Source organism: Achromobacter sp. K91 (assembly GCF_003576205.1).
Taxonomy (GTDB): Bacteria; Pseudomonadota; Gammaproteobacteria; order Burkholderiales; family Burkholderiaceae_B; genus Achromobacter; species Achromobacter aegrifaciens.
Genome location: NZ_QWFB01000012.1, coordinates 1 through 13,442 on the forward strand (window position 1 = coordinate 1; position 13,442 = coordinate 13,442).

Consider the following 13,442-nt stretch of genomic DNA (forward strand, 5'->3'; position numbering starts at 1 on the left):
AGATGTGTATAAGAGACAGGTTCGGCGCCAAGCTCGGCGCCGACGGCGACCTGACGCTGCGCGCGCAGGAGTCGGCGAAGATTACGGGCGAACTGCAAACGACGGGCGCTGCAAGCCTGCAAGCCGGCGGCGACGTGGCGTTGTCGGGCAGCCTGCTCAGCAACCAGGGCACGGAACTGCGGGCGGGAGGCGCGCTGGACCTCAGCGGCACGGCCGGCGCGGCTTCGGGCGCATTGACCTTGGCCTCGGACGGCGACATGACGGTCGGCGGCAGCGCTCAATCCGGTGGTCCTTTGTCCATGGTCGCGAAGGGCGCGCTGAACGTGGCGGGCACAGTGTCCTCGCTAGCCGGTTTGACGGCGCAAGCAGGAACCGATGCAACGGTCACGGGCAAGCTGCTGGCCGGCGGCCCGCTGCTGCTGGAGGCGATAGGACGGTTGCAGGCCGGCGCGGATGCGCGCCTGCAATCGGAAGGCGCCATGGCCTTGCGCGCGGGCCAGGATCTGGTGCTCGCCGGAGAGGCGGAGACCAACAAGGGCCTGACGCTGGATGCCGGGCGCGACGTACAGGTGGACGGGGCGGCGCTGGCCTACGGCGGCCAACTGGCCATGAACGCGGGCAAGGACCTCCGCTTGGGCGACGCCAGCCGCACGCAGGGCGTGGGCGTGGAGGCGCGCGCCATGGGCGATCTGCTGGCGGGCGGCGTGATGGCCGCGCGTGGCGACATCCTCTTGAACGCGGGACGCGATGCGCGCATCGATAGCAAGGCTGCAGCCACCGGCAACACGTCGCTGATTGCAGTGCGTGACCTTGCCATGGGCAAGACGGCGCAATGGGACGCCGAAGGCGCGTCGCGCGCCCAGGCCGGCCAGGACATGACGCTGGCCGGCGTCTGGCGCGGCAACGGCGACATGAACATCGATGCCGCGGGCAAGCTGTCCGTGGACGGGACGCTTGCCGCCAGCGCCGGCGGCCTGAGCTTGAACGCCGGCGGCGACCTGTCGATGGGCGAGCTGGCGCGGGTCGCGGCCAAGGGCGCGGTCAACGTCACGACGCTGGGCGATCTCCGCGTGGCGGGCGCGCTCAGTTCGCTGGACGCCCTGACGCTACAGGCCGCGCGCAACGCGGCAGTGGCGGGACAGGTCTACGCGGCACGCGGCCTGGACCTGAAGGCGGGCCAGACGCTGACGGCGGCGGGCGGCTCGCACCTGCAATCCGACGCATCGATGACGCTTGCGGCCGGGCAGGATCTGAACCTCGCCGGCACGGCGCTGGCCGAAGGCGGCATGTCGCTGGACGCGTCGCGCGACCTGCGCGTGGACGGCAATGCGCTCGCCTATGGCGGGGCGCTGCAGCTCAAGAGCGGCAATGACCTGCTGCTGGGCGCGGGTAGCCAGCTGCAAGGCAAGGGCGTGCAGGCTGACGCCGGGCGCGACCTGGCGCTGGGCGGCGTTCTGGTGTCCACCGCGGACGCGGAACTCCAGGCGGTGCGCGATGCGCGCGTGGACGGCAAGCTGGGCGCCGACGGCGCGCTGGATCTCGGCGCAGGGGGCAATCTGCGCATCGGCGCGGCGGCGCAACTGGACGCCGCGGACCAGGCGCGGATCGCGGCTGCGGGCAATCTGGAGATGGCCGGCGTCGTGCGTGGCGACAAGGGGGCAAGCCTGGACGCCGGGGGGCGACTGGATATGTCCGGCACGGCGGCATCCGCCAACGGCGCCCTGAATCTGAAAGCGGGTGAAGACCTGGTCTTGACGGCCGGCAGCCGGGCGCTGTCCGGCGGCGCGCTGCAAGCGCGGGCGGGCGGTTCGCTGACGGCGGCAGGTACGATTTCCTCGCTGGCCGATCTGATCCTGGAGTCGGTTGGCAACATCAGCCTCGACGGCCAGAACCTGGCGGCCGGCAATCTGGCGCTACAGACCGGCGGCGCGCTGGCCACCGGCGCGAACGTGCGCCTGCAGGCCGATGGCTCGGTCGATGTGCAGGCCGACAGCGCCGCCTTGGCGGGCACGCTGGTGGCCGGGCAAGCGGCGACGCTGCGGATCGACAAGGATCTGGCGGTGGACGGCACGGTCCTGGCCGATGCGGGCGCGCTCAAGGTGGACAGCGGCGGCGCCATGACGCTGGGCGCCTCAAGCGCGCTGCAAGCAGGCGGACTGCTGCAAGCACAGGCCGGCGGCAAGCTGCTGGCAAACGGCACGATTTCGGGCGAGCAGGACATCACGCTGAAGGCCGGCACGGACGCCGAACTGAACGGCAAGACCGTCGCCAACGGCACGCTGCGCGCGGACGCGGCCGGGAACCTGAGCATCGGCCAGGCCGGCCTGGCCCAGGGCAGCAGCAAGCTGCTGCTGGGCGCGGGCCAGGACCTGCGCATCGCAGGCACGGCGGGCACCGCCACGGGCGCGGGCGCCGCGGGCGGCGTCTTGCAGGCGCAGGCGGGCCGCGACCTCTTCATCACGGGCACGGCGACCGCCGGTTCCCCCATCGTCCTGGGCGCGCAGCGCGACATCCGCATCGACGGCATCGCCACCGCGCTGGAAGGCGGCCTGACGGCCGATGCGGGCGCGAACCTGCTGGTCGGCGCGGGCGGCAGGATGCAGGCATCCGACGGGCTGAGCGCGCGCGCAGGCGGCAACCTGGGATCAGACGGCGTCATTGCCGCGGGCGGCGGCCTGACGCTCGCCGCAAGTGGAGACGTCCTGTTGGGTGGCCTTGCTGCCGCCCTGGGCGAACGCGCGGCGGGCAATGCCTCGATCAAGGCGGGACGCGATCTCGTCGTCAAACAGAACGGCCAACTGCAAGCCGCTGGCACGCTGACTGCCCGCGCGGATCGTGACCTGTACGCAACGGGCGCCCTGAGTTCGGTGGGTAACATGCTGCTGGCCGCCGCGCGCGACGCGCGAGTGGACGGCACTGCCGCCACCGATGCCGATCTGACGCTGACGGGCCGCGACGTGACCGTCGGCGGGGCCGGGCTGGTGCAGGCCGGCCGCACGTTGACCGCCACCGCGCAAGGCGCGCTGCAGGCCGCCGGACGCATGCTGGCCGGCGCCTCGCAGATCTTGACCGCGGGCGACAAGATCTCGGTCGATGGCACGGTGGCCGCCTTGCAAGGAAACTTGTCGCTTATCGCCCAGCGCGGCGATATCGCGCTGGGCGCGGCGTCGCGCCTGCAGGCAGGGAGCGCGCTGACCGCGCAGGCGGGGGGCGCGCTTACCGCGCTCGGCTCGGCCGCCGCGGAACAAGGCATGACCTTGCGGGCCGGCACGGACGCGACGCTGGGCGGCATCGCCGCCACGCAGGCCGGCGACCTGGTCGCCAGCGCCGGCGGCAAACTCACCATCCTGGCGGACGGCCGCTTGCAGTCCGGCGCGGCGCTGGACCTTAGCGCGGGCGGCGCGCTGCTCAACGCGGGCATCGCGTCCGCGGGTACGAATGCCAAACTGTGGGCGGGATCCACGCTGGACAACACCGGCTCAGTGCTGGCTGGCGGCGATCTCATCGCCACCGCCTTGGGCCAGCTTTCCAATGCCGGCCGCTTCGTGGCGGGCGTGGGCGCCGACGGCTCGCTCAGCCAGCCGGGCAGCATCAGATTGACCGGGGGTTCCATCGTTCATGGCGGCACCAGTCTCGCCGGCCGCGATCTGAGCCTGTCGGCAGGCAGCCTGAACCTGGCGGGCGGCAAACTGTCTGCCATCGGCAAGGTCACGCTGGCCACGGCGGGCGACGTCGACAGCCGCAACGCGGTCGTGCAGGGCGGCGCACTGGACATCAGCGCCGCCAATCTCTACAACCAGGGCGGCAAACTGACGTCGACGGGCGATGCCGCGATCAAGCTGGGCGGCGGCCTGAACAACACCGGCGGGGTGATCGCAGCCGCAGGCAATGCGAGCATCGAAGCTGCAAGCGTCGTCAACCGCGACGGCACGCTGGCCGCTCGCGACCTGACCATCACCGCCCCGGGTGCGGTGGACAACCGCGGCGGCCTGATCCAGGCCGACAACGTGCTGACGCTGAACGCCGCCAGCCTGGACAACAGCGGCACGCTGACCGCGGCCGGCACGCCGCCCAAGGGCGTGCTGGGCAAGGTCGTCTCCATCATGGCGGACCGCGTCAACAACCAGGGCGGCTCCATCGAAGCGATCGAGGACCTGACCCTTACCACCAAGGAACTGGACAACACGGGCGGCGCCGTCGCTTCCCAAGGCAACGCGCGCATCGTCGCGGACACGCTCAAGAACACCCAAGGCACGCTGCAGGCGGGCAAGAGCCTGACCGTCATCGCGCAGGCGCTGCAAGGGCTGGGCGTGCTGCAATCCGCGGGCGACCTGTCGTTCGCCTATGCCGGCCCGCTGAACCAGCAGGGCGACATCTCCAGCGGCCGCGACCTCAACCTGTCGGTCGGCGGCGCGATGGACAACCGCGCCAAGATCAGCGCCGGCCGCGACCTGAGCATCTCGGCGGACTCGCTGAATAACCAGGCCTCCGGCCAATTGCTGGCCGGAGGCCAGAACCGCATCACGGTGACGCAGGGCCTGACCAACGCCGGCCTCATCGACGGCGGTTCCACCCGCATCACCGCAGGCCGCGTCGACAACACCGGCCGCATCTACGGCGATGCCGTGTCGATCCAGGCTGGCACGCTGGTCAACGGCGCGGGCGCAGGCGGCGGCGCCGTCATTGCGTCGCGCGGGAACATGGACCTGGGCGTGGGATCGCTCATCAACCGCGACCACGCGCTGATCTACGCGGGCGCCGACCTGCGCATCGGCGGCGCGCTGGATGCCGCCGGCCGTGCCATCGGCCAGGCCGGCTCGCTCCTGAACGCCTCCGCGACCATTGAAGCGGCCGGCAATGCCAACATCTCGGCCGCGTCCATCCGCAACCAGAACGACCGCTACACCAACGAAACAGTGCAGGTGTCCAGCACGTCCAAGGTGTACTTCACCCCGGCCGGCACCACCGACATGTACGACGCCGAGACCAATTGGCTGTGCGACGAAGTGACGCCTATGTGCAGCAAGGATCCGGCGTGGCTGGACGATGATCCGGAACGCATGTTCCTGTTGCCGTCGACCAAGTATCCGGCGTCGCGTTATGGGCCGCCGTTTGACTACGCGCCTAGCAAGAAGGGCAGGGGTGGCGAGACGTCGCCTATCACGCCGACCTATACCCCGCCTGAATCCGGTTGTTCCGGCGGCGATGCGGCCGATCTTTGCTGGGACACGCCGGAGAAGTTCCTCTACGGTTCCGGAGAGCGCATCTGGGCTGTCTTCGGTGTCACGCCGCCGTCCGGCCCGATGCCGGTCTGGGTGCCGCCGCGCTACGAGAACTGCGCGATCCTCAATGAATGCGCTGCCGAGAAAGCGCGTCGCAAGGCCTACGAAGATGCCTACGCCGCGTACAAGGCGCCGCACATGGAGCTGGAAGCGCGCATCCGGGAGTTCAACGCCGACTTCAACAACCGCCTGGTCGGCACCTTCACCTACTACCGGGTGCAGGAGACCGTCACCGAGACCCGCACCCTGTCCTCCGATCCCGGCAAGATCCTGTCGGGCGGGGCCATGACGCTCACGGGCTCAGTCACCAATGACAAGAGCCAGATCGCCGCAGGCGGCGCGCTCACGGTGGCCGGTCCCGCCATCAACAACATCGGTGCGGGCGGCGAGCGTACCATCACGCGGACGGGGACCATGACGGTTACCCAGGCGCGTTCGCGCGACCGCAAGGAATACTCCGAGGCTTACAACGCCACCCTCGCGGGCCAGCCCATCGAACTGCCAGTCGGCACGTCCGGCGGCAACGTCGCCGTCCAGCTCAACGGCTCCAAGCCCGGCGCCAGCAATGGCGGCGCCGCGCCTGGACCAGTGCTGGTCGCCAGCGTCGGCCTGCCTGGCGGCACGGTGGTGCGCACCGTGTCCAATCCCGCCGGCATTCCGGACAGCCAGCTCTACACCGTCAACGGCAGGCCGGATGCGCCCTACGTCGTCGCCACCGATCCGCGCTTCGTCGGCCAGCGTCCGACCGTCTCCAGTGACTACCTGCTGGACCTGCTGAGCCAGCCGGGCGCGCTGCCCGGCACCACCATCGGCAACGGCGCCGGCTCGGGCGGCGGCCTGGCAGGCCAACGCAACGACCAGCCCGGCACGGCCGGTACGGTAAATGCCGGCGTGGGCACCGGTTCGATCTCGACCCCGGGCCAAGGCGGCGCGTCCGTTGGCGCCAGCAGCGGCCTTGAAGGCCAGCGTATGGACGGCCAAGGCGGCTCCGACCCCGTCAACGCCGGCGTCGGCGCGGGTTCAGTTTCGAATGCGGGCCAAGCCGGCGCCACCGTCGGCGCCAGCGGCGGCCTGGATGGCCAGCGCCTGGACGCGCAAGGCGCATCCGGACCCGCCGGCGCCGCGCTCGGCACGGGCGGCTCGCTCTCTGCCAGCGGCGCCACCGCCGCGGTCGACGGCCAGAACCTGTCCGGCGCGCGCCTGGGCAGCTGGGATTCCCTGGTACCCGCAGGCGCCAAGTTCCTGACGCCCTCGGGCCAGCCCAAGCGCCTGGGCGACGGCTTCTATGAACAGAAGCTCGTGTCCGACCAGATCCTGGCCACCACCGGCCAGCGCTTTCTCGATAAGTACAGCGACAACGACAGCCAGTACAAGGCCCTGCTCGCCGCTGGCGCGCAATTCGCCCGCGACAACGGCGTCCAGCTCGGTGTCGCGCTGACCGAGGCGCAACAGCGCCAGCTGACCACCGATCTGGTCTGGCTGGTCGAACAGACCGTCACGCTGCCCGACGGCACCACCGAGACCGTGCTGGTCCCGCAGGTCTACCTGCTGGTGCGCGAAGGCGACCTGAAGGGCGACGGCACCCTCATGGCCGGCCGCAACGTCAAGCTGGAAGCCGAAGGCGACATCGTCAACAGCGGCACCATCGGCGCGCGCGAAGCCACCGTCATGACCGCCGGCAACATCGTCAACCAGGGCGGCGGCCTGATCCAGGGCGCCACCGTCGACCTCGCCGCGCGCGAGGACCTGACCAACCTGGTGTCGCTGATCAAGGGCGACAACGTCGCCCTGAAGGCAGGACGAGACATCGCCCTGACATCCACCGCGGCCTCCGAGAACTTCGGCAGCACCTGGGGCACGCACGTCAGCGGCGTGGCCCGCGTCGACGCCGGCAACCTCAACATGCAGGCTGGCCGCGATATCACGCTGACCGCGGCGCAAGTCTCGGTCAAGGACGACGCACGTCTGCAGGCCGGGCGCGATATCGCGCTGGAAACGCTTACGGAGAGCCACGGCGAATCGCTGGTCCTGAAGAAGAACAATCGCCACGACCTGAGCACCAGCTCCGAAGTCGGCGCGACCATCGCGGCGGGCGGCAACCTTACGTTGGTCGCGGGCCAGGACGTCAATGCGCGTGCGGCGGAAGTCACTGCTGGCAAGCAGCTGGCGGTGGGCGCGGGACGCGACATCAATCTGGTCGCCGGGGTGGAAACCGGCTCGGCTTATGACGAGGTTCGCTACAAGACCAAGAGCTTCCTGTCTTCCAAGACCACGCACACCATTACTTCCAGCGACTGGGAACAGGCCAAGGGGTCGACCTTTACCGGCGACACGGCGGTGTTGATGGCTGGGCGGGATTTGAATGTGGTGGGGTCGAATGCAGCCGCGCAGAAGGATTTGGTCATGTCCGCCGAGCGCGACGTGAACATCCTGCCTGGCCAGAACGCCGAGGACAGCTACGACTACAAGATGGTCAAGAAGTCCGGTTTGGGTGCAATGGGCGGCTTCAGCTACGGCAGCAGCAAGCAGACCGACTGGATCGACGGCAAGAAAGTCTTCAATACCGCCAGCACGGTTGGTAGCGTCGAGGGTGATGTCCTAATCAACGCGGGTAATGCGTTGAACATAATCGGCAGTAACGCCTTGGCGCGCCAGGGCGACATAACGCTGATCGGCAAGGAGGTGAATATCGGTGCGGCACTCGATACTGCACGCGAGAAGGAGTTTCATGAGATCAAGCAAACGGGCCTCAGCATCAATGCCAGAACACCTCTGGTTGATGCGATGCAGACCGCAGGAAGAATGGGAGACGCAGCCGGAAAGACCGATAACAAGGTCATGCAAGGGTTGGCGCTGGCAACGACAGGTATTGCCGCACTAAACGCTTACGACTCCGTGATGGCCGATCCCAAGAGTGCAGGCGGCGTGAGCTTGAGTATCAACTTCGGCACCAGCAAGAGCCAAAGTACAACGGATCGCGCCTCTTCATCGGCGGTCGGATCTACGGTGGCGGCGGGCAAGGATCTCACGATCATCGCCAAAGGGGCGGGGGGCGATTCAGACATTACGGTCACAGGCTCGCGCTTGTCGGCCGGCAACAACGCCGTGTTCAAGGCGGATGGAGACATCCTGCTGCAGGCTGCACAAAACACATATGAGCAAAACACAAAGAACAAGAGTTCTAACGCAAGTATAGGTATCGGCGTGTCGGCCGATAGCGAGAACGGCGTCGGCATCATGCTCAACATTGGAGCTGGCGGCGCCCGCGGCCGTGCCGATGGCAAGGATACGGGTTGGACCTATACCGGCGTGGTCGCCGGCAATGTGCTTGCCTTGAAATCCGGCGGCGATACATCCTTGATTGGCGCAGCTGGACGAGCAGATCAGATCATTGCATCGATAGGCAAGGACTTGCGCATAGAAACCTTGCAGGATGTCAGTACCTACGATTCCAAGCAGCAGAGTATCGGTGTTCAGGCGAACATCTGCATTTATGGCTACTGCAAGAGTTCAGTTTCGGGCAATGTCGCTCAAGGCCGAATTGATAGCAATTTCAAGTCTGCTAGGGAGCAGGCCGGCTTGACTGCCGGTGGCGGTGGGTTCCAGGTGGAAGTCGAGCGGAATACGACGTTGATCGGCGGTGTGATATCCAGCAACGATGGTGCAGAGCTCGAAGGGCTAAATCGTCTCGGCACCGGCACGTTGGTCGTTCAGGATGTGAAGAACACGGCCCGGTACAAGGGGGATCAGATTGCGCTCAGCGGAGGATACAGCTGGGGAGGTAGCGGCGGTGGAGAGGCCAAGAAGGGTGATGTAGGCACGAATCCCAAGGGTCAAGCAGCGGGTGGGGCAGATAAGGTGCCGGGCAGTAGCCTGCCAACCAATGATAACGGCACCTCCGTCGGGATGCCGGTTGTCGCGGGCGCCTCAGGTAATGCCAATTCGACGACACAGAGTGCGATTGGCGAGGGTAGCGTGATCATTCGCGACACTGCTGGCCAACTCGCCCTCACCGGAAAGTCGGCCGCGGAGACAATCGCGTCATTGAATCGGGATACATCGGACACGCTGAATGCGCTGACGCCAATCTTCGACAAGGAGAAGATTGAGGCGGGATTTGAAATCGTGGCGGAGGCAAGTCGCCAGGCGGGTCAATTCCTGACAAATCGCGCGAAGGAGGCTGACGCCATCAAGGCGAAACTTCATTCAGAGTTGCAGAAAGGCGAGGCCGCCGACCCAGAACGGCTGCAATTCCTAAATGCGGAGTTTGCCAGAACGCGGAAGTGGGCATTCGGGGGGGATGCCAGGAATGCGGTCACAGTGGTAATGGCAGCGGCCTCAGGCAATGTGACCGGTAGTGTTGGCGATTTCGCTGTCAACGCGGCAGTCGGATATCTGCAAGCGCAGGGCTCCAAATTGGTAAAGGAATGGGCGGATTCTCTGCCAGCCGGCGCGCAATCGGAAGGCGTGCGCGCCGCACTGCATGGTGTGCTGGCATGCGGTTCCGCCGCAGTACAAGGATCTGCGTGCTCCAGCGGCGCAGCCGGGGCGGGTTTGAGCAGTGTCCTGGGTTATCTGCTTGCGACCTCGGCGGATGGCAGCGCCGAAGAAAACGAAGCGAAGAACAACCTCTTAAGTGGGATTGTCGCGAGTGTCGTTGGTGGACTAGGAGGGCAAGCAGCGACAGCGAACGCAGCTGCGCGGATTGAATCCGAAAACAACTCCTTTTACCGAAATCCGGCCTCGGTCGCGCAGGCGACCGCTAGTCAACGCGCAGCGTTGGAACAGGAATGGGATGAAGGAAGGCTTAGCCCTGCGGCATACGAACAAGCGCTTAGAACGCTGGACGTGTCATCGAGCAAGATTGATGCGCTACTGACGATCTATAACATTCAGAGCGGGGCAAGTATATCGGAGCAGTTAGCTCTGATGTCGGACGTCCATGTGACAATGTTCGCCGAGGCCGTAGGTGGGCTGTTGACATTCCCTGGAATGGCAATGTCTGCCTATGAGTTGTCCACCGGCGAGACTGCCGCCAGCAAAGAGGAAGCCAGTTATTTCTTTGCAGCTTTGGGAGTCGTACCAGGCGCACAACTGGGCAAGGCGGTAGATAAGCTTGGCGATCTGGCTCGGGTCTTGAAGAATGGGCCTGCCGTGGCGGCGGCGAAGCAAATCGCAGCGAATCAGGCGCAGGGTAAGACATTTGAAGAGGCGGTTCTGGGATATGTGTCGTTGGAAAAAAACACTACCTCTTTTACTGCCAGTGTGAATGGAAGGTTAGTTACTGTGATTCCGGATGGTACGGAGAAAACCGTTAGAATTCTGGAAATTAAGGATGTGGCCAAGCTAAGTAATAGTGCCCAATTTCGAGCATATGCCAAGTTGGTAGAAGAGGGAGGGGTGGTTACCAAAGGGCTGGGTTCCGGCAACGGTGCGTTCAAACAGTTTGAGGGGATTGATCTTATAGTTTCTCCACGGACGAAGATATCTGAACCTCTAGCCCGGTTGATTGATGATAGCGGCGGATCGATTCGCGTTTTCGACTTGGAAAAGAAAACGCTTAACCCGTGGGTGCCTTAGTCGAGGAGTGGAGATTTGAAAAAAAAGTACATTGGCGTAGACGGGCAGATATTGTTGACACCGTCGTTTAGTGGTGCGGCCGATTTTGTAAATCTTATTGAAGATTTTAGCGTTGCGGTCCCGAGTTTTTCTCCTTCCCATTGGGGAGTTGTAGAGCCAATCAATCTGGAGTTGACGGCAGCAGAGTTGCGTGAGTTTCTTAGTCAAGATGTGAATAGCATAATGTGGAAGCGTAAAGCGATACCGAAGGGCTGGGGGGTATTTCGGAAACGTACATATCCACTGCGTGGCCCCCAGTTCGCCAGCCATGCGTTGGAGGTCTCAGTTAATCACGCTGATCAAGTAAAAAACTTGGTTGATTATTTCCGACATATGGTAGGTCGCTTTGGGGTTGAATATGCTATCTGCGATAGCACGACCGAGGCGTACAAGGCTGTGGGATTGGCAAACGGATTTTTGCCTTTTGCATCTCACTTTATGATTCCAACTCATAGATTGATGAAATGCGTTCCAGATGTTGCATGGTCTCAAGTGTTTGGACCTGCCTATGTGAAACTTATTGGACGAGAAAGACTGCTTTCGGCGCCAGCGTACAAGGTTGAAGCTTGGGGAGACGAGTCGGTTTACATACAGTTGTCAGAATCTATATTTGACTTGCATGAGCGGTTTTATGAGGTGGATGTGGTGCGAAAGCGCGTCAAGAGTCATTTGGACGACAATGTTTTTTTTGATCCAAAAAAATCGACGAATCATGCCTACAGAGTTCCGCAGTTCCAGTTTGTAGAGTGATTTTTATGTAAATAGACAAAAAAACTTCAATCTGAATTTTCCGTAAAATTTTTACTGGACTAAATTTTCCATAGCTGAGAATTTAGTCTGACACGTTTCTTCACGGCGCCGGTTCGGGCGACGGCTTCTATGAACAGAAGCTCGTGTCCGACCAGATCCTTGTCACCACCGGCCAGCGCTTCCTCGACAAGTACAGCGATAACGACAGCCAGTACAAGGCCCTGCTCGCCGCCGGCGCGCAATTCGCCCGCGACAACGGCATCCAGCTCGGCGTCGCGCTGACCGAGGCGCAACAGCGCCAGCTGACCACCGACCTGGTCTGGCTGGTCGAACAGACCGTCACGCTGCCCGACGGCACCACCGAGACCGTGCTGGTCCCGCAGGTCTACCTGCTGGTGCGCGAAGGCGACCTGAAGGGCGACGGCACCCTCATGGCCGGCCGCAACGTCAAGCTGGAGGCCGAAGGCGATATCGTCAACAGCGGCACCATCGGCGCGCGCGAAGCCACCGTCATGACCGCCGGCAACATCGTCAACCAGGGCGGCGGGCTGATCCAGGGTTCCACCGTCGACCTCGCCGCGCGCGAGGACCTGACCAACCTGGTGTCGCTGATCAAGGGCGACAACGTCGCCCTGAAGGCCGGGAACGACATCGCCCTGACGTCCACTGCGGCGTCCGAGAACTTCGGCAGCACCTGGGGCACGTAAAAAAAGGTGTCAGACTACATTTTCCACACCCGAAAATGTAGTCTGACACCTTTTTTTAGGTTGCTCCCATTAATGTGACGGTGGATCCGACTTATATTTCGAATGGTGGGAATAAATGAATAGTTATCGTATTGAATTGACTGATGAACAGGGGTTGGGTTTTCTTTTGGCAATTTTTATTCTGTCATTTTTATTGGCTTGGGTTGTTCCCTCTATGCGAAGAAAGGGGGATATGCCGGGCAGTGAGCTTCTAACAATACGGGCGATAGCCATTTTTTATAATGGATGGATATTTTCATCTCAATTTTTTTGCCGGATAACTGCATATGAAAACAAGTTTATTTGGTGCTGCATTTTATCGAATTCTTATGCTTATTCTGACTTGAAAATTGATAAATCATACGTGAAAGGTGATTTATCTATGAAGATATCCATAAATGGAATTTCGGCAAGATTGATTGGGCGGGCAGAGGCATTGAGTCGGCTTGAAGAGAAAATAAAAAATAAGATTTTGGCCTAAATATCATGAAAAAAAGGTGTTGGGATGAATTTTAAAAATCTGAATAGCTAGAAAATGTCGTCTGACACCTTTTTTTCGTAGGTGGCGGGGGCAAGTCTGGGAGCCTTGGGGTCAGAATCTACGAACGCAGCGGTAAATGATATTTTGAAAAGCTGCGGTAAAAAAGGAAAAATGAAAAGAAAAATTTTTAGATTTCTTAAGAAATATTTTTTCCTTGTTTTATTTTTTTCTATTATTTTTTCTATCGGCGGGGTGGTTTTTGAGTTTTTGTTGATTCCTGCTCTAGTTATGATCTCATCTGGTGCCGGTTACCAATTCCCAACTATGGAAAGGTTTTTCTTTATGGCAAAATTTTTAATTCTCGTATCTCCAATATGCGCCGCTGCGGTGAGTGTATTCTTGAAAACATAGCTGCGTAAATTAAAATGGCAGTACCTAATTTGACAGTAATTTCAGGTCCTGAAAAAGGTGTCAGACTACGTTTTCGATAGTTGAGATTTTTATCTGGAGAATATTTTAAAAGATATATGGGGCGAAGATGGACTCTCGATGCGGGACTTCCGG

Annotated in this window: 4 protein-coding genes; all 4 read left to right on the plus strand. The window is 62.4% G+C overall.

Annotation, left to right across the window (positions count from 1 at the left end; all coding sequences use genetic code 11):
- Positions 1–134: 134 nt before the first annotated feature.
- The 4 genes from DXK93_RS31980 to DXK93_RS31770 all read left to right on the plus strand — a co-directional run bounded on the left by DXK93_RS31980 (position 135) and on the right by DXK93_RS31770 (position 12,878).
- Positions 135–10,862, plus strand: a complete 10,728-nt coding sequence (locus DXK93_RS31980; RefSeq protein ID WP_370126300.1) for a hemagglutinin repeat-containing protein — start codon at positions 135–137, stop codon at positions 10,860–10,862.
- Between the two features lie 15 nt (positions 10,863–10,877).
- The gene (locus DXK93_RS31765) at positions 10,878–11,651 is read left to right on the plus strand and encodes a hypothetical protein (protein ID WP_147400210.1); all 774 of its coding nucleotides are present in this window, start codon (positions 10,878–10,880) and stop codon (positions 11,649–11,651) included.
- 143 nt (positions 11,652–11,794) lie between these two features.
- A complete protein-coding gene (locus DXK93_RS02315; protein ID WP_119449255.1) occupies positions 11,795–12,358 on the plus strand; it encodes a hypothetical protein in 564 nt (187 codons plus the stop codon).
- A gap of 115 nt (positions 12,359–12,473) precedes the next feature.
- Entirely contained in the window at positions 12,474–12,878 is a 405-nt protein-coding gene (locus DXK93_RS31770) for a hypothetical protein (RefSeq protein ID WP_147400211.1), read from the plus strand.
- Positions 12,879–13,442: the final 564 nt, after the last annotated feature.